The 20,630-nt window shown below is 64.5% G+C and carries 18 protein-coding genes; 5 read left to right on the forward strand and 13 right to left on the reverse strand.

Annotation, left to right across the window (positions count from 1 at the left end; translation table 11 throughout):
- Positions 1–3: 3 nt before the first annotated feature.
- Complete coding sequence (locus B4L76_RS14955) at positions 4–2,616, forward strand: cellulase family glycosylhydrolase (RefSeq protein WP_296233532.1); 2,613 nt, start codon at positions 4–6, stop codon at positions 2,614–2,616.
- Between the two features lie 108 nt (positions 2,617–2,724).
- Complete coding sequence (galE, locus tag B4L76_RS14960; protein ID WP_296233533.1) at positions 2,725–3,699, forward strand: UDP-glucose 4-epimerase GalE; 975 nt, start codon at positions 2,725–2,727, stop codon at positions 3,697–3,699.
- A 95-nt stretch (positions 3,700–3,794) separates the two neighbouring features.
- Here the strand turns inward: galE and B4L76_RS14965 are convergent, their stop codons facing one another.
- From B4L76_RS14965 to B4L76_RS15005, 9 genes are all read right to left on the reverse strand, one after another.
- Positions 3,795–4,601 (reverse strand): CpsD/CapB family tyrosine-protein kinase, encoded by an 807-nt coding sequence (locus B4L76_RS14965; RefSeq protein ID WP_296233534.1) that lies wholly within the window; start codon positions 4,599–4,601, stop codon positions 3,795–3,797.
- Between the two features lie 10 nt (positions 4,602–4,611).
- Entirely contained in the window at positions 4,612–6,174 is a 1,563-nt protein-coding gene (locus B4L76_RS14970; protein WP_296233536.1) for a GumC family protein, read from the reverse strand.
- A 19-nt stretch (positions 6,175–6,193) separates the two neighbouring features.
- On the reverse strand, positions 6,194–7,309 hold the full coding sequence (locus B4L76_RS14975) for a hypothetical protein (RefSeq protein WP_296233538.1): 1,116 nt from the start codon (positions 7,307–7,309) through the stop codon (positions 6,194–6,196).
- 24 nt (positions 7,310–7,333) lie between these two features.
- A complete protein-coding gene (locus B4L76_RS14980; RefSeq protein WP_296233540.1) occupies positions 7,334–7,888 on the reverse strand; it encodes a polysaccharide biosynthesis/export family protein in 555 nt (184 codons plus the stop codon).
- Between the two features lie 226 nt (positions 7,889–8,114).
- Complete coding sequence (eppA, locus tag B4L76_RS14985; RefSeq protein WP_289135584.1) at positions 8,115–8,291, reverse strand: EPS-associated small membrane protein EppA; 177 nt, start codon at positions 8,289–8,291, stop codon at positions 8,115–8,117.
- A gap of 249 nt (positions 8,292–8,540) precedes the next feature.
- Complete coding sequence (locus B4L76_RS14990) at positions 8,541–9,083, reverse strand: helix-turn-helix domain-containing protein (protein WP_296233542.1); 543 nt, start codon at positions 9,081–9,083, stop codon at positions 8,541–8,543.
- A gap of 99 nt (positions 9,084–9,182) precedes the next feature.
- Positions 9,183–10,601 carry a short-chain fatty acid transporter gene (locus B4L76_RS14995; protein WP_296233543.1) on the reverse strand — a complete coding sequence of 473 codons (1,419 nt, stop codon included), beginning with the start codon at positions 10,599–10,601 and terminating at the stop codon, positions 9,183–9,185.
- Positions 10,602–10,792: 191 nt separating this feature from the next.
- Complete coding sequence (locus tag B4L76_RS15000) at positions 10,793–11,449, reverse strand: CoA transferase subunit B (RefSeq protein WP_186674200.1); 657 nt, start codon at positions 11,447–11,449, stop codon at positions 10,793–10,795.
- 35 nt (positions 11,450–11,484) lie between these two features.
- A complete protein-coding gene (locus tag B4L76_RS15005; protein ID WP_225777952.1) occupies positions 11,485–12,183 on the reverse strand; it encodes a CoA transferase subunit A in 699 nt (232 codons plus the stop codon).
- A 140-nt stretch (positions 12,184–12,323) separates the two neighbouring features.
- Between B4L76_RS15005 and B4L76_RS15010 the strand changes: the two genes are divergently transcribed.
- A complete protein-coding gene (locus tag B4L76_RS15010; RefSeq protein ID WP_296233547.1) occupies positions 12,324–13,229 on the forward strand; it encodes a LysR family transcriptional regulator in 906 nt (301 codons plus the stop codon).
- Positions 13,217–14,038: an aldo/keto reductase gene (locus tag B4L76_RS15015; RefSeq protein ID WP_296233548.1), complete on the forward strand. Its 822-nt coding sequence runs from the start codon at positions 13,217–13,219 to the stop codon at positions 14,036–14,038. The genes B4L76_RS15010 and B4L76_RS15015 overlap by 13 nt, the downstream gene beginning before the upstream one ends.
- Before the next feature lie 96 nt (positions 14,039–14,134).
- Here the strand turns inward: B4L76_RS15015 and B4L76_RS15020 are convergent, their stop codons facing one another.
- The 4 genes from B4L76_RS15020 to lexA are packed head-to-tail and all read right to left on the reverse strand — an operon-like array spanning position 14,135 to position 19,874.
- Positions 14,135–17,215 (reverse strand): error-prone DNA polymerase, encoded by a 3,081-nt coding sequence (locus B4L76_RS15020; protein ID WP_296233550.1) that lies wholly within the window; start codon positions 17,213–17,215, stop codon positions 14,135–14,137.
- Positions 17,212–18,630: a Y-family DNA polymerase gene (locus tag B4L76_RS15025; RefSeq protein ID WP_296233551.1), complete on the reverse strand. Its 1,419-nt coding sequence runs from the start codon at positions 18,628–18,630 to the stop codon at positions 17,212–17,214. The genes B4L76_RS15020 and B4L76_RS15025 overlap by 4 nt, the downstream gene beginning before the upstream one ends.
- Positions 18,631–18,636: 6 nt before the next feature.
- Positions 18,637–19,257: a translesion DNA synthesis-associated protein ImuA gene (imuA, locus tag B4L76_RS15030; protein WP_296233553.1), complete on the reverse strand. Its 621-nt coding sequence runs from the start codon at positions 19,255–19,257 to the stop codon at positions 18,637–18,639.
- Complete coding sequence (gene lexA / locus B4L76_RS15035) at positions 19,257–19,874, reverse strand: transcriptional repressor LexA (protein ID WP_296233556.1); 618 nt, start codon at positions 19,872–19,874, stop codon at positions 19,257–19,259. Before lexA ends, imuA begins: the two co-directional genes overlap by 1 nt.
- 90 nt (positions 19,875–19,964) lie before the next feature.
- Between lexA and B4L76_RS15040 the strand changes: the two genes are divergently transcribed.
- Positions 19,965–20,621: an HAD family hydrolase gene (locus tag B4L76_RS15040; protein WP_296233558.1), complete on the forward strand. Its 657-nt coding sequence runs from the start codon at positions 19,965–19,967 to the stop codon at positions 20,619–20,621.
- Positions 20,622–20,630 lie beyond the last annotated feature (9 nt).

Here is a 20,630-nt window from a genome sequence, read left to right on the forward strand (position 1 = left end):
CCTATGAACCTGCCCCACCTGCACCGCTCAATCGTTCAAACCCTGCGGGCCTCGGCCATGGCTGGCCTGGCCTTGCTGCCATGGGCGGGCTGGGCATCGGAATGGCAAGCCAGTGTCGATGAACAGAATGGCCTGCCCACGGTCACCCACGGCGGTGGGCCGGTGATGAAAGCCAGGTTCGACTTCTGGGCGGCCAACTGGAGCTGGACGGGCTTCGAGACCACGGTCAAGGTCAACGGCCCCTACCACTACACCCTTCAGGGTAAGAACAAGGCACTGGATTTCGACCTGACAGCGGATATCCGCAAGCCGCAGGCGCAAACCCTGAGCTGGGTCTTCGACCTCGACGCCCACAGCCGCCAGGCCGGGGTAATGGGCGGCGGCCTGGTGTTCCAGTTCGACCCGGCGCACATTGCCGGGGACATGGGCGCCCCACAGCTGCTGCCCGGCAAGCGTGGCTGGTCATGGGGCAAGCCCGACCAGGGCCGACGCATCGAGATGCGCTTCGATCCGCCGCTGGCCAGGTTGTATTTCGAACGCGGCAACCCATCCGAGGTGCGTGCGTTCATCTACGACGACCCGATCAATGCCGGTCGGCAGCAGATCAAGGCGGTATTGAACATTACCGGCGACATCGACCTGGGGCCAACCCCCAGCGAGCGCTTCGGTCTGGCCGACCCGGCCAGCTGGCCCGATGACCAGCTGGACTGGCGCACCTCGCCGGTAGACCTGTCATTTCTCAACGCAGCGGAAAAGCCCGCAGGCAAGCGCGGCTTCGTCAAGGCTGTCGGCGAGCAACTGATGTTCGCCGACAACACCCCGGCGCGCTTCTGGGGCACCAACCTGTCCGCCTATGCATTGTTCAAGAGCCCGGACGAAGAAATTCGCCTGCAGGCCAGGCGCCTGTCGGCCCTGGGCTTCAACCTGGTGCGCCTGCACCACCACGACTCGCCGTGGGTCAGCCCGAACGTGTTCGGCGATGGCACCCTGGTGCGCACTACCCGCCAACTCGATGCCGAGTCGCTGCGCAAGCTCGATGTGTGGATCAAGGCGCTCAAGGACGAAGGCATCTATGTCTGGCTGGACATGCATGTACAGCGGGCGCTTACCGCCAACGACAACATTGACGACTTCGATGAAATCGCCAAGGGCCAGGACCGTGTCGACCTGAAGGGTTACGCCTATGTGAACCGCAGCATCCAGCAGGCCATGCAGCGCTTTGCCGAGCAGTACCTGAGCCACGTCAACCCCTACACCGGCCTGGCCTACAAGGACGAGCCGGCCATTGCGGCGCTGCTGATCACCAACGAGAACGACCTTACCCAGCATTACGGCAACGCCTTGCTGCCGGACAAGGACGTGCCCCGCCATAGCGCGCGCTACATGGACGCGGCCAGGGCGTTCGCCCGCCAGCATGACTTGCCGGGCGACCTTGTCTGGCGTGCCTGGGAGCACGGCCCGTCGAAGCTGTTCCTCAATGACCTGGAGCAGCGGTTCAACGTCGAGATGATTGCGCACCTGCGCAACCTCGGCGTGAAAGTGCCGATCGCCACCACCAGCACCTGGGGCGGCAATGGTCTTAGTGCGCTGCCGGCACTGAGCACAGGCGATGTGATCGATGCCCACAGCTACGGCGCCAACGGCCAGCTGGAAAAGAACCCGCTGAGCAGCGACGGCATGATCGACTGGCTGGCCGCCGCCCAGGTGGTCGGCAAGCCAATGACCGTCACCGAGTGGAACGCCGAACCCTTCCCCCTGCCCGACCGCCATTCGCTGCCGCTGTACGTGGCCGCTACTGGCAGCCACCAGGGCTGGGACGCCATGCTGCAGTATGCCTACAGCCAGCAAGCCTTCAATCCCGGCTGGCGCACGGCGGATAACTGGCACGCCTACAACGACCCGGGCATGCTCGCCACCCTGCCTGCTGCCGCCCTGCTCTACCGCCGCGCAGACGTGCGCCAGGCCACTACCCGCTACGTATTCGCGCCGACACCCGCCATGCTGTACAACCAGGAGATCACCCCGCGCAATTCGCCACTGTTGCGCACGGCCATGGAAAAGGGGCAACTGCAGATCGCCCTGCCCCAGACGCCGCAACTGCCCTGGCTGCAACCGGCGGCCATCCCGGCCGATGCACAGCTGCTGCAGGACCCGGGGCAAGCCTTGCTAGCGGCCAACGCCAGCGAAGCGGTGACCGACACCGGTGAACTCAGACGCAACTGGCAACAAGGCATCTACACCATCGACAGCGCGCTGACGCAAGCCGCCACCGGTTGGCTGGGTGGCCGCTCGATCAGCCTTGGCGCTATCCAGATGCAGGCAAGGACACCCTATGCCAGCGTCGTGGTGCAAAGCCTGGACGGCCAGCCCCTGGGCCAGTCGCGCGAATTGCTGGTGTCGCTGGGCACCCGTGCCGTGCCCAAGGCCGATGCAAATACACCGTTCAACGTCGAGCCGCTTGCCGGCACCCTGACCATCAAGGCGCCTGCCGGCCTGAAGCTGTTCGCCCGCGAGGCGCCGGCCCAGCTGAAACCTTTGCCGGTGGCTTACCAGGATGGGCATTACCGCATCACGCTGGACGGCCAGTACATGTCCAATTGGCTGTTCTTGAAATAGGGCATATGGCCATCTACCCTCAAACAGACCTGTAGCTGAAGCGCCCGCCCGGTCTCGACCAGGGATGATTCACTGCGGCTGTACAACAGCAGAGTCCGGGAGGCATGGATGAAGTTTCTGGTTGTCGGTGGCGCAGGCTACATTGGCTCGCACATGGTCAAGCACCTGCTCGGCACTGGCCATGAGGTGGTGGTCGCCGACCTGGTCGCGCCCGGCCCAGGCGTGCAGTGGGCGAAGCTGGACATCGCCGACGAGCCCGCGCTGGACGTGCTGTTCGCCGTTTGCCATTTCGATGCGGTGTTCCACTTTGCCTCGTTCATCCAGGTGGGCGAATCTGTCAGCGCGCCCGGCAAGTACTACCAGAACAATGTCGCGGCGACCCTTACCCTGCTGCAGGCCATGGTCAACGCCGGTATCCGCTACCTGGTGTTTTCTTCCAGCGCTGCCGTTTATGGCAACCCGCAGTATGTGCCGATCGACGAAGCGCATGCCAAGGGGCCGATCAACCCGTATGGGCTGAGCAAGTGGATGGTCGAGCAGATTCTCGAGGACTTCGACCGCGCCTATGGCCTGAAGTCGGTGTGCCTGCGCTATTTCAATGCTGCGGGCGCCGACCCGCAGGGTGAGCTGGGTGAGCGACATGACCCGGAAACCCACCTGATCCCGCTGATCCTGCAGGCCGCTTCGGGCCGGCGTGACGCAATCACGGTGTATGGCCGCGACTATGACACCGCAGACGGCACCTGCATACGCGACTACGTGCATGTCAGCGACCTGGCAGCGGCCCATGCGCTGGCGGTGGACTACCTGCTGGCCGGCGGCGAGCGCACCGCGTTCAACCTGGGCAATGGCCTGGGCTTTTCCGTGCAGCAGGTAATCGATATGGCCCGCGCCGTGACCGCCCGGCCGATACGCAGCCTCGATGCCCCGCGCCGTGCCGGCGACCCGCCGCGGCTGGTGGCGGATGCCGGCAAGGCCATGCGTGTGCTGGGCTGGCGCCCGGAATTTGCCGAACTGGAGCAGATCGTGCGGCATGCCTGGCAATGGGAACTGCAGTATCCGTGGCCGGTGCGCCAGCGCTAGGGCGCACCGGCGCAGCCGTGGCCCTGTATTGGGTCGCCTGCTGCGCGGGCAAACCCGCTCCCACAGGGATGCGCTGGTTTGCTTGCAGGCAAGGTTCAGTAATAAGTTCGCGGTTGCTCATCTGCCTTGTTCAGCACCGTGCCGACCAGGTTGACCCTGGCCAGGTGGTGCAGGCAATCCTCGATTTCCTTCTTGTTGTTCATGCCGTTGGCCACCACCAGCAATACACAGTCGAACTTGGGTATCACGGTGATTGCATCGTCAGAGCTGAGCAACGGTGGCAAATCGAAAATGCAGATCCGCGATTCATAGCGGTTGCGCAGGTCGCTGATCAGGTTGCCCACCTTCGGCGAGGACAGCATTTCGGTAGACATCGGCACCGGCACCCGGGTTGGCAGCACCACGAACCGGGGCAAAGTCGGGTTGACCAGGCAGTCCTGCAACTCGGCCTGGTCGCTGAGGAACTCGTTCAATGACTGCTCCATGGGCAAACCCAGGCTACTGCCGACTTTCGGCCGACGCAGGTCGAAATCCACCAGTAACGCGGTCCGGGTAGTGTAGTGGGCGATACTCATGGCCAGGTTGATGGCCAGCACGGTCTTGCCCGCTTCAGGCGTTGGCGACGTGATGGCCAGGGTCCGCCAGCCGTTTTCTTCCATGGTCCTGAGCACTTGCGTGCGCAGCAGGTCGATCGGCCCGTTCATGTTGGAGTTCTTGTTGTACGCCACGATGCGGTGGCGCTCCAGATGCTCCGCGCGCAGCGGCACCACCTTGGTGTTGACGTAATCGAACTGGCCAGGCACTTCCGCCAGCGCCGTGCCGGGGGCGGGTGACAAGGCCTGGGGGGTACCCGGGGTCACCGGGTGAAGATTGTTGCCCACAGCCGGCTTGGTCCTGTCCATCACTGCTTCCTTATGCAAACCGAGACATGACTTTCAACAGCAGCACATCCAGTGGCATGTAGAACACGTGCACCAGCACTATCAGGATAGCTACCAGCACCAACGCCGCCAGCAACAGCCAGTTGCGCCAACGCCTGCGCCGGGCCACGTCGGCCTTGGTGTCGATATACGGCAGCGCCACCAGCACCCGTCGGCCCAGCAGGTTCTCCAGAGCACCGACGCCGCGAATGCGCTGGTTGAACATTTCCAGCAACATCACCAGCGCCCCAGCGCCCGCCGGAGCCAGCACCAGGCCCAGCGCGGCGATCTTCTTGCGGTTGGGCTTGACCGGCTTCTCCGGCAGCAACGGTGGCTCCAGCAGGACAAAGCGCTCGGCCTTGTTTTCCTGCTCGAGGCTTTCGGTAATCTTCGCGCCCATTTCCTTGGCACGGATTTCTTCATACTTCTTGCGCGCGTTGTCATGGTCACGCATCAGCGTGACCAGGCCCCGCTCGACCTGCGGCGCCTCGAGAATCTCGGCCTCGTAGCCTTCCATCTTCCTGGTCAGTTCGCGTTTCTGCTCGGCCAGTGAAGCGATGCGCACCTGTGCCGCGCTGATCCTGGCCCGCACACGGGCAGCGTCGAGGCTGCTGGTGGAAACCGCCGCCGTGGCATTGCCGCTGGCTTCGAGGGCCTGGATCTTGCGCTTGACCGCCACCACATCGGGGTGAGCTTCCTTGTAGCGGCTCAGCAGCCGGGCATACTCGGCCTTCAGGCTTGGCAGGTCCTGGGCTTCATCGGCAGCGGCCATCCGCGGGCCATCGACGGCCTTGGTGGCCAGCCCGGCATTGGCCGCAGACAATTCCAGTTCCAGGTAACGCAACTCTTCCTGGGCGGCCTTGTAGTCACGGTCGACCTCGCGGAATTCCAGTTCCGAGCGCGACAGCATGTTCATGCGCAGGGTCTGGTGCTCGGGCAAGGCATTGGCATGGGCCTGCTTGAAGTCCGCCAGCTGGTTCTCCAGGCTGGCCAGCTCGGCCCCCAGCTTGTTCGCTTCCTGGGTCAGGAATTCGGTGGTTTCGTTGGCGCGCTCGGTGCGCTGCTTGAGGTTCTCGTTGAGGAACAGCGTGACCAGTTCGTCGGCGACTTCCTTGGCCACTTCCGGCTGGCGGTGCTCGAACGACACATTGAACGCCACGGTCGCTTCACCGCGCCCGCGTACATAGGTGGTGAGGCTCTGGACCACGGTGGCACTGCGCATCTGCTCGATCCGGTCGCTTTCGCTGAAGCGGTGGTCGGCAAACAGGTTGTACTTGCCGATGATGCGCAACAGGTTCTCGCGGGTCATCACCCGCTGGCGAATCACCTCGATGCGTTCATCGGCAAAACTGGTGTTGTTGGTCGAGACCAGTTCGGGTGAAATCTGCTGCGACTCCACCAGGATGGTGCCGGTCGCCTGGTAAATGGGTGGCACCATCACGGCAACTGCGACGGTCGCCGCCAGAATGACTACGATGCTGCCCCCCAATAGCAGGGCCCGGTCCTTGATTATGGCGATGTAATCTCTGAGGGACAGCTCGTAATCGGACTTCATGGGGCCACCTGCCTGAAGTTCAGATGTCGGGGTACCTGTACGTCAATGTCAAACCCACGATCGTAGCGCTCGCATCGGCTTCGTGATCCTGCTGCCGTTCCTTGTACATCAGCGACAGGCGCAGGTCCCAGTACGGCGAAAACTCGCGGCTGGCCCACACGCTGTAGGTCTGCAGGGTGTTGGGCGTCTGCCCTTTGCTGTCCTGCCAGGCGGCATCGGCACCTACCCGGGTGCGCTCACCGAGCGCATAGCTCCATACACCGCGCACCTGGTCCAGTTCCGCGAAGCCGCCTTCGGCGCTGGCTACCGTGCTGCGTTCGGCGGTGAAGCTGGCAAGCGCACGCACTCCGGTGTACAGCAACGCGACACCACCCTCCCCGCGCCCGCCACCTTCGCTACCAGAGACCTGAGTGGCCCCCACGTGCGCATCGGCGCTGAAGCTTTCGGACAACTGATACTTCACCCCGACCGCCGGGCTGTAACTGTTCGAGGCCGTCGCCGTCTGGTCCTGTTCGGGCTCGTAACGCCGGACACCGAAGCGGCTATACACATCAGCCCGCTCGCTCCAGGCGTAGGTCCAGGTGAACACGTTGCCCAGTTCCTCGTAACCCGTCAGCGTACTGATGTCATAACGGGCACGGTTGTAGGTGGTCTCGTTGCTCAACGTGCTGCGCTCGGTAACGGCCTGGCTCCAGTTGCCGCTCAAGGTATAGAGCTTCTGCGTGCCATCGGTGGTGACCACGCCGGTATCCAGCACCGTTCCCGACAACGTCGAGCTTTCGTTGTAACGTGCCAGCAGGCCAAAACGCCCGCGTTCGGTCTGGCGTTGCCAGCCCAGGCTCACATCAGGGTCCTCACGGTTGTCCACCACTGCCGTATCGGACGAGCGCATCACATGCATGCCCAGCCCCAACCGCAGTTCGTCACGATCGAAGGTGCCGATCAGGGTGTAATCGGGCGCGATGATCGTGCGCGTTATGCCCTTTTCTCCCGACGACAGCAGCAACGGGTTGCTGTCATATTCGACCGAAGTTGGTACCACTACCGTCGACTGCCAATTTGCCGCCAGCACCGCGTCCGTAAATGGCAATACCAGGATTGCAGTTGCAATGCGAGTTGTTCTAAGAAGAGGCATCAAATGTTCTTATTAAAGGCGAGATCAAGGAACGACCAGCGTATCGCCAGCCTGAAGTTGGATGTTGGTAGACATATCCCTGCCAGACACCAGGTCTTTATATCGCACAGGCAGTATTTTTTGGGAAGTGCCGGTACCGCGCACCACCTTGATTTCGCTTTCATCGGCAAACTTGTCGAGGCCACCCGACATGCTCAGCGCCTGCAGCACTGCGGTAGGGCCGGCCATTTGTACCGGCCCGGGCTTGATGACTTTGCCTTGTACATAGACCAGGTTGCCGGCGATGCTCTTGACGACAACGCTGACGTTCGGGTCGGGGAGGAATTTTTCGAGTTTGGCGGCAACTTGTTTTTCAACCGCCGTCACATCCAGTCCGGCAACTTCGATGCGCCCGGCCAGAGGGAAAGTGATACTGCCATCGGGCAATACGGTGGCTTCCTGACGCAGGCTGTCTTCCTGCCACACCGAAACCATCACCACATCGCCGGGGCTGAGCAGGTAGGTACTGTTCGGCTCGGCATTGCCGGCACCAGACCAAACCGCCAACAGGCAAAGCACGGCAAACATTGAACGCAGCATGAGGGTCCCTCCGGCCCAAAGGCCCGACGAAGAGCACTGAATGAGAACAGCCCGCCAACTCTCGCTCCGCTTTGCGGCCTACACCCGCCGCGACGGCCTCACCTTCCTTGACGCCCTTACCTTGACGCTGTGCAGCCTGAGTTGCATTGTTTGCAACCATGGACCTTCAGGGGCTACTGGCAATATAGCAACGGTTGGCAAATTGACAAGGAAGCCCGCGGCAGGCTCAGATTTTCCTTCTATTGGCGACCGCCACAAAACCCACGACAGCAAAGGCAAACAACCAACCTGCGGTTGAAACAGGCATGATACTGTTCTGGTTGATGTACAAATCCGCAGCGCGCGCCGCGCCACTTAACAACGCCAGCAAAAACATCGCCTTGATTATCAGAGCCGTGCGCATACGCCCCTCCTTTAAAGAGGAAATTCAATGAGTTATTGGCGTGGTGTTGCGGGAGTTGTTGGGCTGTTGAATTGAGCTTATGAGCACAAACCCACTGCGTCAATGATCCGACACAATAATAAAATTCAATGAGCACATGGTCGACTCGTCAAAATACCGACAGGCAGATTGTGCGTGAGCGTGTGCCCTAGCTGGCGGCAACGTTTCATCGGTGAGAACAGCCGAAGCCTGGACACAAGGCCCCGTCGTTCATTCCTCGGTGTGGTGTACAACAACCAGCAATTGCGCCGGCAGTGGCCCCACCGAGCGTAACCGGTGCGGGGTCTGAGCGTTGAAATGCAGGGCATCGCCTTGCTCCAGCAGGACCCGCTCGTTCATGAAATCCACTTCTACCTGCCCACTATGGACAAACAGGAACTCCTCGCCCAGGTGTTCCTTGAATGTGGGGTCGCTGAACTCGAGCGGCGGCTGGATCAGGAACGGCAACAGGCTGCGTTGCCCCACCTGGCTGGTCAGGGCCGCGTAGCCCGGCCCGGCCCCGTCGCCCACCAGGGCCTGACGCTCGGCATGGCGCACCAGGCTGTAGCGGCCCGGGCCGGCCTGTTCTTCGGCGAACAGTTCTTCGACATTGACGTTGAGCGCCCGCGCCAGTTTCAGCGCGGCGGCGATAGACGGTGTGTTCAGGCCACGCTCGACCTTGGACAGGTAACTCTTGGTCATGGCGGTCTTTTCGGCCAGTGTTTCCAGGGTCATCCCCAGTTTCTTGCGCAGCAGTTTCAATCGAATAGACATGTGACGCGGGTTTCCCAGGCGAAGGCGGCCTGGCAATGATACGTGTACTGCCGAGGAAATGCTGGGGCTGCTACGCAGCCCCACACCTGCTGTCGAACTTCATGGCATGACCGGCGGCACATATTGCAGTGTGGTACCCAGCGCCCACAGCAGCACCAGCACCAGCGGCACATGCACCAGCAACTGCACGAACGAGAAGCCGATCAGGTCACGTGCCTTGAGCCCCAGCACACCCAGCAGGGGCAGCATGTAGAACGGGTTGATCAGGTTCGGCAACGCCTCGGCGGCGTTGTAGATCTGCACCGCCCAGCCGAGGTGGTACTGCAGGTCGTTGGCCACCAGCATCACGTAGGGTGCCTCGATGATCCACTTGCCGCCCCCGGAGGGGATGAAGAAGCCCAGCACTGCCGAATACACCCCCATCAGCACGGCGTAGGTGTCATGCGTGGCAACCTGGGTGAAGAACACGGAAATGTGGTGGGCCAGGGTCTGTTCATCGACGCCCTTTACCTGGGTGAGGATGGCCGCGATCGAGCCATACAGCGGGAACTGGATCAACACCCCGGTGGTAGTCGGGACCGCACGGGCCACTGCATCGAGGAAGCTGCGCGGGCGCCAGTGCAGCAAGGCACCGAGCATGATGAACAACAGGTTGTAGGTATTCAGCCCGGAGATGGCGGTAATTGCCGGTTTGCTGGCGAACTCCTGGTACAGCCAGCCGGCAGCCAGCGCCACCAGCAGCAGGATCAGGATCGGGCTGTGCTCCAGCCACTCGCCCGGACGGGTGCGCTGCGGCGCCGGTGGCGCGCTGAAGCTGGGGTCGACCCCGCAGTCCTGGGCGCTGCGCGCGCTGTTCGGCCCTGGCGCGGTGGCGTAGGCGATGACCAGCGAGACCACCACCAGCGCGGCCAGCATCACCCCGGACTGCCAGAGAAAGATGGTTTCGGTGAACGGGATCACCCCGGTAATCGACAGGATCGAGGGTGGCAGGCTGGCCGGGTTGGCCTGCAGTTGCGCAGCCGAAGACGACAGGCCCAGTGCCCAGACGGCGCCCAGCCCCAGGTAGGCGGCGGCGCCGGCAGCGCGGTAGTCCATCTGCAGTTCGGTACGCCGCGCCAGAGCGCGCACCAGCAGGCCGCCGAACACCAGCGACAGGCCCCAGTTGAGCAGCGAGGCCAGCATCGAGATCAGCGCCACCCAGCACACCGCAGAGCGGCCATTGCCGGGAATGCGCGCCAGGCGGTCGATCAGCCGTGCGGCGGGCGGCGAACTGGCCACCACGTAGCCGCCGATGACCACGAAGGCCATTTGCATGGTGAACGGGATCAGGCTCCAGAAGCCATCGCCAAAGGCCTTGGCGGTATCGGTCGGTTTGGCGCCCATGGCCAGCGCGCCGATGCACACCAGCAGCACTGCCAGAGCAGCAAACACCCAGGAGTCAGGGAACCAGCGTTCGGCCCAGTTGGAGCAGCGCAAGGCAAAGCGGGCGGAGCGACTGTCTTGGATTTCAGCGGCCACGGTTCAATTCCTCTTGTTGGTATTATCGGAAACATCAGCAAACGCAAAACCCCTGTAGCAACGGCCTTGTGTCGCCAGAGGGCCGCGAAGCGGCCCCCTCGATCTCGGCGTCGATGCCAAAATCGCGGGGCTGCGTCGCAGCCCTCTGGCGGCACAAGGCCGCTGTTACAGGGGCAATGTGCGGCGAATGCCTAGAAGGTCATTTCCTTCACGTCATCCGGTACGATCAGCTTGCCTGCGGTCTTCTCGATGATTTCTTCAACGCTCACCCCCGGCGCGGTTTCGCGCAGGATGAAGGCGCCGTCTTCGATTTCCAGGTAGGCCAGGTCGGTCAGCACCTTGCGGATGCAGCCGGCACCGGTCAGCGGCAAGCTGCACTGCGGCAGCAGCTTGGACTCGCCGTCCTTGGAGGCGTGGGTCATGGTGACGATGATGTTCTCGGCACCGGCTACCAGGTCCATGGCGCCGCCCATGCCCTTCACCAGCTTGCCCGGAATCATCCACGAGGCGATGTTGCCGTGCACGTCCACCTCGAAGGCACCGAGCACGGTCAGGTCGACGTGGCCGCCACGGATCATGGCGAAGGATTGCGCCGAGTCGAAGATCGAGGCGCCACGACGGGCGGTGACGGTCTGCTTGCCGGCGTTGATCATGTCGGCATCCAGGGTGCTTTCAGTCGGAAACTCGCCCATGCCGAGCAGGCCGTTTTCCGATTGCAGCATGACATCCATGTCGGCGGGCACATAGTTGGCCACCAAGGTCGGAATGCCGATACCAAGGTTGACGTAGTAGCCGTCTTTCAATTCACGGGCGACGCGTTGCGCCATCTGTTCGCGGGTCAGTGCCATGGTCAGGGTCTCTTTGTTGTTCTGCTGGACGGCGCTCAGGCCTTGACGGTGCGCTTTTCGATACGCTTCTCGAAGGTGCCGACGATGACGCGGTCGACGTAGATGCCCGGGGTATGGATTTCGCTGGGCAGCAGCACGCCGGGTTCGACGATCTCTTCCACTTCGACCACGGTGATCTTGCCGGCGGTGGCTGCCAGCGGGTTGAAGTTTTGCGCGGTGTTGCGGTACACCACGTTGCCATAGTGGTCGGCCTTCCAGCCCTTGACGATGGCGAAGTCACCGGTGATGGATTGTTCGAGGATGTACTTGCGGCCGTTGAACTCGCGCACTTCCTTGCCTTCGGCTACCGGGGTGCCGTAGCCGGTGGCCGTGTAGAAGGCCGGGATGCCGGCACCGCCAGCACGCATCTTCTCGGCGAGGGTGCCTTGCGGGGTCAGTTCCACTTCCAGCTCGCCGCTGAGCAGCTGGCGTTCGAATTCGGCGTTCTCGCCTACGTACGAGGCAATCATCTTGCGAATCTGCCGGTCTTCCAGCAGCACGCCAAGGCCGAAACCATCGACGCCGCAGTTGTTGGAGACCACGGTCAGGCCCTTGACGCCACGCCGCTTGATTTCGCTGATGAGGTTTTCCGGGATGCCGCACAGGCCAAAACCGCCTGCCAGTACCGTCATGTTGTCGGTCAGGCCTTCGAGGGCCTGCTCATAGGTTGCAACGCGCTTGTCCAGTCCGGCCATGCTGATCCGCCTTTTGTAGTTGTTGAACCGACGAGGCTGTCGGTGAGCGTGTGACGACATCTTCACCGCAAGCGACTGATTTGTTAATTTTGTTTTCATCATCGATTGATAATTTTTGCAAAACAACCAGCAGGCCAGTCATGAACGTCAAGCAACTGCGTGCCTTTGTCACGGTGGCCAAGTACCAGAGCTTCGCCCAGGCCGGTGAACACCTGCATGTCTCGCAACCGGCCCTGAGCCTGACCATCAAGGCCCTGGAAGAAAACCTGGGGGGGGCCCTGCTCAGCCGTACCACCCGCAGCGTCAGCCTGACTGCCGAGGGCGAGGTGCTGTTGCCGCTGGCCCGGCGCCTGCTGGCCGACTGGGACGACACCGAAGAGATGCTGCGCCAGCGCTTCACCCTGCAACTGGGCCGGGTGTCGGTGGCGGCCATGCCGGCCTTCGCTGGCAACCTGCTGCCGCATTCGCTCAAGGTGTTTCGCCAGCGCTACCCGAAGGTCAACGTCACCGTGCACGATGTGATCAACGAGCAGGTACTGGAACTGGTGCGCCATCGCCGCGTCGAACTGGGCATCGGCTTCGAGCCGGACAACATCGATGGCCTGGACTTTCACCCGCTGTACATGGACCGCTTCGTCGCCGTGGTGCCTGCCGACTCGCCCCTGGCCCGATTGCCCCAGGTCAGCTGGGTGCAACTGCTGGCCGAAGACTTCGTGGCCCTGCAGCGCCCATCGGCGGTGCGCCTGTTGATGGAGCAGAACGTGGCGGCACGGCACGGCAAACTGGCGGTGGCGTTCGAAAGCCACCAGCTTTCGACGATCGGCCGCATGGTTGCCAGCGGCCTGGGGGTAAGTGCCGTACCGGCGCTGTGCATCAACCAGATGCAGGAGCTGGGTGCCCGCTGCGTGCCCCTGGTCGAGCCGACGGTCGAACGCCGCATTGGTGTGATTGCCCTCAGCGAGCACAGGCTTTCCACGGCGGCGCAGGCGCTGCTCGAGGTGTTGCTTTCCAATACCCGCATTCCGGAGGTGACATGCGTTACATGACACTGGCAGGTTCGAGCGTTCCGGCCATCGGCCAGGGCACCTGGTACATGGGTGAAGATCCAGGCCGCCGGGCGGCCGAGGTGGCGGCGCTGCAACAAGGCATCGAGCTTGGCCTGAGCCTGATCGACACCGCCGAGATGTATGCCGAAGGCGGCGCGGAAACGGTCGTTGGCCAGGCCATTGCCGGGCGCCGTGACCAGGTGTTCCTGGTCAGCAAGGTCTACCCGCACAATGCCAGCCGGCGCGGCATGGCAGCCGCCTGCGAACGCAGCCTTGCGCGCCTGGGCACCGATTGCATCGATTTGTACCTGCTGCACTGGCGGGGCCAGCACCCGCTGGAAGAAACTGTCGATGCATTCGAGCGCTTGCGCGAGCAAGGCAAGATCAGGCGCTGGGGCGTGTCCAACTTCGATGTCGACGACCTGCGCGAATTGCACAACCCCGATTGCGCGACCAATCAGGTGTTGTACAACCCGGCCCAGCGCGGCATCGAGTTCGACTTGTTGCCGTGGTGCAAACAGCGCGCCCTGCCGACCATGGCTTATTGCCCGCTGGCCCAGGCTGGGCGCCTTTTGCAGCACCCGGTGCTGGCGCAAATCGGTGAGCGACACGGCGCCACGGCGGCCCAGGTCAGCCTGGCCTGGGTGACCCGCAACGACGGGGTGATCGCCATCCCCAAGGCCGTGACACCCGAGCATGTGCGGCTGAATGCGGCGGCGGGTTCGCTGACCTTGAGCAGCGAGGACCTGCGGGCGATCGACCGCGCGTTCCCGCCGCCGACGCGCAAGCAGCACCTGGCGATGGTCTAGCGACAGGCATGAATCGAACGCGATCCTTGTAGGAGCGGTCACCACGTCACCTGCTTCGGGGATAAATCCGCTCCTACGGGGTACCCGTAAAGTGCTTTAATGGAAATCCCGGCTGCGCACATCCAGCCCCTGCAGCAACTGGCTGACATCTTCCAGCCGCCGCGCAATCAAGTGGCGCACCCCATCGGCCTGCTCCAGCCGCCCGCTGACCTTGAGCAACTGCGACCCCACCAGCGCCCGCCGCTGCCGCTCGGCCAGGTCGCGCCACACCACGACATTGACCATGCCGTGCTCGTCCTCCAGGGTGACGAAGGTCACGCCACTGGCCGTCTGCGGCCGCTGGCGGCCCACCACCAGCCCGGCCACGGCAATGTTGTCGCCATGCTCGACACCTTGCAGTTCGTGCGAACTGCGGCAGCCCAGCGCCCTCAGACGTGAACGCAACAAGGCCAACGGATGCGGCCCAAGCGTGGTGCCCAAGGTCTGGTAATCAGCCATCAGGTTCTCCGCCAGGCTGGGGACAGGCAGTTCGACGTCGCCTTCCGGCACGGTTTCCACGTCGGCGAACAAGGGCAGCTGCGGCTGCACCGCCGCCACCTGCCAGCGCGCCTGATGGCGATCACGAGCCAGGGCGCGCAGCGCGCCAGCATCGGCCAGCTGGGCGCGGGCACGCGCGTCGAGCCTGGCGCGCAGGCACACGTCCTCGACATCGCGCCATGCCCGCTGCGCCCTCGCCTGCACCAGGCGCCTGGCATCGGCCTCGGCAAAACCACGCACCAGGCGCAAACCCATGCGGATGGCCAGGGCCTCGCCCGCGTCAGGTTCAAGCGTGCAGTCCCAATCACTGTGGCAGACATCCACCGGCCTGACCGCAATGCCCTGGCGCCGGGCTTCTTGCAGCAACTGGTCGGGGCTGTAGAAACCCATGGGCCAGCTGTTGACCAGCGCACAGGTAAAGATCGCCGGTTCATGGCACTTGAGCCAGCTGCTGGCATAACACAGCAAGGCAAAGCTGGCCGCGTGCGATTCCGGGAAGCCGTAGCTGCCAAAGCCCTTGATCTGCTCGAAGATGCGCTCGGCGAACGCCAGCGCGTAGCCATTGCGCAACATGCCCTGCACCAGCCGCTCGCGGTGCGGCTCCAGGCCGCCATGGCGCTTCCACGCAGCCATGCTGCGACGCAACTGGTCGGCCTCGCCGGGGCTGTAGTCGGCGGCGACCATGGCCAGCTCCATCACCTGCTCCTGGAACAACGGCACCCCCAGGGTGCGCTCGAACACGGCCTTGAGCTGCGGCGAGGGGTAGGTCACCGGCTCCTGCTTCAGGCGTCGGCGCAGGTAAGGATGGACCATGTCCCCCTGGATCGGCCCGGGGCGCACAATCGCCACCTCGATGACCAGGTCATAGAAGGTTACCGGGCGCAGCCGAGGCAGCATGGCCATCTGCGCACGCGACTCGATCTGGAACACGCCCATGGTCTCGGCGCGGCTGATCATTGCGTAGGTGGCCGGGTCTTCGCCGGGAATGGTCGCCAGGGTCAAGTTCCGGCCACGGTGGCGTTGCAACAGGTCGAAGCAACGGCGCAGGGCGCTGAGCATGCCCAATGCCAGCACGTCGACCTTGAGCAGGCCGACCATGTCCAGGTCGTCCTTGTCCCACTGGATCACCGTACGCTCCGGCATCGCGGCATTTTCCACCGGCACCAGTTCGTCCAGGGGTTGCTGCGAAATGACGAAACCGCCCGGATGTTGCGACAGGTGCCGGGGGAAGCCGATTAAATCACCGGCCAGCACCAGCACCCGCCGCAGCGCAGGGCTGCCCGCCTCGAAACCGGCCTCGGCCAGGCGCTGGTCATCGGGTATGCGATCGCTCCAGCGGCCACAGCACTTGGCCAGGGCATCCACTTGGTCGGCCGGCAACCCCAGCACCCGCGCTACATCCCGCACCGCACCGGCGGCATGGTAGGTGTTGACCACCGCGGTGAGTGCCGCGCGGTGCCGGCCATAGCGACGGAACACATACTGGATCACTTCCTCGCGGCGGTCATGCTCGAAGTCCACGTCGATATCCGGCGGCTCGTTGCGCTCGCGCGAGAGGAAACGCTCGAACAGCAGGCGGTGCTCCATGGGGTCGAGTTCGGTGATGCCGAGGACGAAACACACCACCGAATTGGCAGCCGACCCCCGGCCCTGACAAAGAATGCCCTGGCTGCGGGCGAAGGCGACGATGTCGTGCACGGTCAGGAAATAGCTCTCGTAGCCCAGCTCCTCGATCAGCGCCAGCTCCTTGGCCAGCACATCCCGTACCTTGCCACTCGGGCCCTGCGGCCAACGCAACGGCAACCCCTGCTCGCACAGTACCCGCAGCCAGCTCGCCGGGGTATGGCCCTGGGGTACCAGCTCGCGAGGGTACTGGTACTTCAACTCACTCAACTCGAACTGGCAGCGCGCCGCGATGGCCAAGGTCTCGGCCAGCAGTTCGGGGGGATAGAGTTCGCCCAGTTGCGCCTGGCTGCGCAGGTGCCGCTCGCCATTGGCAAACAGAAACCGCCCGGCCTCGGCCACCTGGCAGTGCTGGCGGATGGCGGTCATGCAATCCTGCAAGGCGCGGCGGCCACGCACGTGCATGTGCACGTCACCGCAGGCCACGGCACGGATGCCGACCCTTGCGGCCAGGCTGCGCATGCGTTCGAGGTGCAGGGCATCGTCACTGCCGCGGTGCAGGTGCACGGCCAGCCACAGGCGCTCAGCGAACACGCTGTACAGCCATTGCCCCGTGGCGGTATCGGTGCCGTCATCGGCCACCCACAAGGCCAGCAGGCCATGCTGGTGCTGCAGCAGGTCATCGCGAAACAGCTGGTATTCGCCCTTCTGCGCGCGCCGCCGGGCCCGGGTGATGAGCGCGCAGAGGCTCTGGTAGCCCGTCAGGTCCTGCACCAGCAGCACCAGTCTGGGGCCGTCCTGCAACTGGACTTCACTGCCCACGATCAACTGCAACTGGTGTTTCCTGGCCGCCTGCCAGGCCCGGACGATGCCGGCCAGGGTGCATTCGTCGGTGATCGCCAAGGCCTGGTAGCCCTGCTCGCGCGCACGGCGGAACAGCTCGTCGGCGCTCGACGCGCCGCGCTGGAAGCTGAAGTTGGACAGGCAATGCAGTTCGGCATAACCCGGAGTGCTCATGCGAACCAGCCTTGCAGCCACAACGGGCCAGCCTGGCTCAGGTCGCGGTAGGCCCAGCCACGCAGGCCATCGCGGGTTTCGATGCGGTAGTAGTCACGGCGCACGTCACCGCCATCCCACCAGCCCGACTCGATACGCTCGGCATGGCCCTGCACGCGGTAGCAGGTTTCGTCCAGCCTCATCGGCGCCGCCAGCAACCAGCCCGGGCGGCTGCCAGGGGCCACCGGCAAGCTGCCCGGGCCGCCCTGCTCTACCCGCTGCCAGGCGCATTCGGGGCGGTGGTCGGCGGCCACGCTCAGGCTCTTGACCGCGTCATCGCCAAGGCGCGCGCGCAGCCGTTCACGCAATTGCTCCCAGGGTTGCGCCTGTTGCGCCCGTGGGTCGAACAACGCCTGGTGCTGCGGCACGAACGGTGGCAAGTCCTCAGCCACCAGCCGCAGGTTGCGCACCGGCGCGGGAATGCGCAGCGGTTCCAGGCGCCCGCGTGCCAGCTCGAACAGCATTGCGGCATCGCGTTCGGCGGCCAGCAGGCCCACCTTGAGCAAGGTGTCCGGCCCGTCGGCGTGCTCCAGGTGCAGGCAGAACCGCTGCACGCCGCAATCACGCCCGGCGAGGAAGGCGGCCAGGTCGTTGAGCATGCGCCGCAACGGAAACAGCAGGGCCTGGTGTGATTCGACGTCGAAGTTCAGCTCCAGCCGGGTTTCGAAACGGTCGGGTGGCTGGTAGAAGGCCAGGCCCAGGTTGCGCAGGCCAAGCAACTGGTCAAGGTGCAGCTGCACCTGGGCCGCAAAGCGCCTGGCCAAGGTATCGCGGGGCAAGGCCAGTACCTGGCCCAACTGGCGCAGGCCCATGCGCGCAAAGGCCTCGGCAGCCTGCGCCGGCAGGCCGATACGCTCGATCGGCATGCCCAGCAGCGCCGCCCGGGTGGCATCGGCATCGCCAACAGCCAGGCCATCGTGGCCGTTGGCAAGCATGCGCGCCGCCACCGGGTTGCTGGCCAGGACGATGCGTTGGCGCAGCCCCAGCTCCGCCAGTTCCTGACGCAGGCGTGCCTCGAACGCCGGCCAGGGGCCGAACAGTTGCAAGCTGGAGCCCACCTCCAGCAACAGCGCGCGTGGGTAGTGCAGGCTGACCTGGGCACTGAAGCGGTAGGCCCAGGCCGCCAGCAACTGCTGCACCTGGTCGATGCGCCTGGGGTCGGCTTCGACACAACTGAAGCCCTCGGCCAGGGCGCGTGCGGCGGTCAGGGTTTGCCCGGCACGCAAGCCGAGGGCGGCCGCTGCCGGGTTGACCGCCTGCAGCACCCGGCGTTGGGTCGGCCCGCCAAGCAGCACCAAGGGGGTATCGGGGTCGTCACGCTCGCGCAGGACCGTGTCCAGCGCCAGCTGCGGAAACAGGATGCAGGCCCAGAGCATGATGCATCAGCCCCGCCCCGGGCAGGCGATGGGCAGCGCCGGTGGCATGCCGCCCCGGCTTTTCAGCACACGCCATTGCGCCGGGCGGGTGTCGATGGCAATGCGCAGCGCGGCGGGTGAAGGGTTGTGCGCTGCCTGTTGCGGCCGGCAGGCAAAGGCCAGTGCCTGGCCGGTTTCGGCGGCCACCTGCAGGCGCCGCAGGGCGCGGTCATCGGCCCGTTCCGGCCAGCACAGCACCGCCGCACAACTGCCGGAGCGCAGGCACTGTTCGGCAGCCCACAAGGCATCGGCAGGTTCGGCGTCCACCTGCACCAGCCAGCGCAGGTCCACCCCGGCAGCCTGCCAGGCCGGGGCGTAAGGAATGAAGGGCGGTGCCACCAGCACCACCCGGCCAGCGTCGGCACTCAGGCGCGCCAGCGTTGGCCACAGCAATTGCAATTCGCCACAGCCGGGGCTGGCTAGCAACAGTTCGCTGAGGGCCGCTGCCGGCCAACCACCTTCCGGCAGGCGTTCGTCGAGAGCGGCATGACCGGTGGGCTGCAGCCCCTGCGGCCGCGCCTGGGCCTGCCGGCCGCGCCATACCCGGCGCTGGTCGAGCAGCCGGTCGAGGTCGACCACCGCGCCCATCAGTCACGCCTCAGCAAGCCGCAGAATACGCCTTCGATGAAGAACGCCTGTTCAGGGCGGACATCGATGGGCGCATAAGCCGGGTTGCGCGGCAACAGCCGGTAACCGCGGCCCTGGCGCTGCAGGCGCTTGATGGTCACTTCACCGTCCAGGCGCGCGACCACGATCTGCCCGTCGCGGGCGTCGGCCTGCTGCAGGATGCCGACCAGGTCGCCGTCGAAGATGCCGTCGTCGATCATCGAGTCGCCACGCACCTTCAGCAGGTAATCAGGGGTACGGCGGAACAGGCTGGGGTCGAGCAGCAACTGCTCGTGGATGTCGAGGTCCGGGCCGATGGGGGCGCCTGCCGCCACCTGGCCGAGCACCGGTATTTCGAGGATTTCCGGCCGGCGCAGCGGTTCGGCCAGGCGAATGCCGCGCGCCTGGTTCGGCGTGACATCGATGTAGCCGGCCTGGCACAGGGCGGTGATGTGCTTGCGGGCGACGCTGCGCGAGGCGAAACCGAAGCGCGTGGCGATATCGGCCAGGCTCGGTGGCTGGCCGTGGTCGGCGATGCGCTCGCGGATGAAGTCGAGGATCGCGCGGCGTTTGGGGGTCAGAGTATCCATGGAGCACATTTGTACTCTTTTCGGCGCACGCTGAACAGCCCCCTTCGTCGTCAGCTTTCGCTATGATGCCCAGGCGCGTGTTTTTTATCTGGATACCCAATGCTGACTGCCCTGCTGTTCGACCTCGACGGAACCCTTACCGACACCGACACCTTGCACCTGCAGGCGTTTCGCCAGTTGCTGCACGAGCATGACGGCCGCGAACTGAGCCAGGCACAGTTCGAGGCCCAGGTCAGCGGCCGCGCCAACGGCGAGCTGTTCGCCGAGCTGTTTGTTGGCGCCAGTGCCGAGCAATGCCGGGCACTGGCCGAGCGCAAGGAGGCGCTGTTCCGCGCCCTGTCACCCAGCCTGGAGCCGATGCCGGGCCTGCTGCGCCTGCTGGAACATGCCCGCGCGCATGCGCTGGGCCTGTGCGTGGTGACCAACGCACCGCGGCTCAATGCCGAACACATGCTGGGCGCCATGGGCCTGGGCCGGCACTTCGAGCACGTGCTGGTGGCCGAAGAACTGGCGCGGCCCAAGCCGGACCCGCTGCCCTACCTGACCGGGTTGCAGCGGTTGGGGGCCGAGGCCGGGCAGGCACTGGCCTTCGAGGACTCGCTGCCAGGGGTGGCGGCGGCGAGTGGCGCAGGGATCTTCACCGTGGGCGTGGCCACGACCCAGACGCCGGAACGCTTGCTGGCGGCGGGGGCCGGGTTGGTGATCGAAGATTTCAACGACACCGCATTGTGGGCGTTGATCAAGGCCATGCAGTGACCTGACGCC

Origin of the sequence: Pseudomonas sp. UBA4617, assembly GCF_002386445.1 — a bacterium.
Lineage (GTDB): Bacteria > Pseudomonadota > Gammaproteobacteria > Pseudomonadales > Pseudomonadaceae > Aquipseudomonas.

Coding starts and splice junctions, on each gene's coding strand:
- B4L76_RS14955 (WP_296233532.1), top strand. CDS start 4: ATGAACCTGCCCCACCTGCACCGCTCAATCGTTCAAACCCTGCGGGCC.
- galE (WP_296233533.1), top strand. CDS start 2,725: ATGAAGTTTCTGGTTGTCGGTGGCGCAGGCTACATTGGCTCGCACATG.
- B4L76_RS14965 (WP_296233534.1), bottom strand. CDS start 4,601: ATGGACAGGACCAAGCCGGCTGTGGGCAACAATCTTCACCCGGTGACC.
- B4L76_RS14970 (WP_296233536.1), bottom strand. CDS start 6,174: ATGAAGTCCGATTACGAGCTGTCCCTCAGAGATTACATCGCCATAATC.
- B4L76_RS14975 (WP_296233538.1), bottom strand. CDS start 7,309: ATGCCTCTTCTTAGAACAACTCGCATTGCAACTGCAATCCTGGTATTG.
- B4L76_RS14980 (WP_296233540.1), bottom strand. CDS start 7,888: ATGCTGCGTTCAATGTTTGCCGTGCTTTGCCTGTTGGCGGTTTGGTCT.
- eppA (WP_289135584.1), bottom strand. CDS start 8,291: ATGCGCACGGCTCTGATAATCAAGGCGATGTTTTTGCTGGCGTTGTTA.
- B4L76_RS14990 (WP_296233542.1), bottom strand. CDS start 9,083: ATGTCTATTCGATTGAAACTGCTGCGCAAGAAACTGGGGATGACCCTG.
- B4L76_RS15000 (WP_186674200.1), bottom strand. CDS start 11,449: ATGGCACTGACCCGCGAACAGATGGCGCAACGCGTCGCCCGTGAATTG.
- B4L76_RS15005 (WP_225777952.1), bottom strand. CDS start 12,183: ATGGCCGGACTGGACAAGCGCGTTGCAACCTATGAGCAGGCCCTCGAA.
- B4L76_RS15010 (WP_296233547.1), top strand. CDS start 12,324: ATGAACGTCAAGCAACTGCGTGCCTTTGTCACGGTGGCCAAGTACCAG.
- B4L76_RS15015 (WP_296233548.1), top strand. CDS start 13,217: ATGCGTTACATGACACTGGCAGGTTCGAGCGTTCCGGCCATCGGCCAG.
- B4L76_RS15020 (WP_296233550.1), bottom strand. CDS start 17,215: ATGAGCACTCCGGGTTATGCCGAACTGCATTGCCTGTCCAACTTCAGC.
- B4L76_RS15025 (WP_296233551.1), bottom strand. CDS start 18,630: ATGCTCTGGGCCTGCATCCTGTTTCCGCAGCTGGCGCTGGACACGGTC.
- imuA (WP_296233553.1), bottom strand. CDS start 19,257: ATGGGCGCGGTGGTCGACCTCGACCGGCTGCTCGACCAGCGCCGGGTA.
- lexA (WP_296233556.1), bottom strand. CDS start 19,874: ATGTGCTCCATGGATACTCTGACCCCCAAACGCCGCGCGATCCTCGAC.
- B4L76_RS15040 (WP_296233558.1), top strand. CDS start 19,965: ATGCTGACTGCCCTGCTGTTCGACCTCGACGGAACCCTTACCGACACC.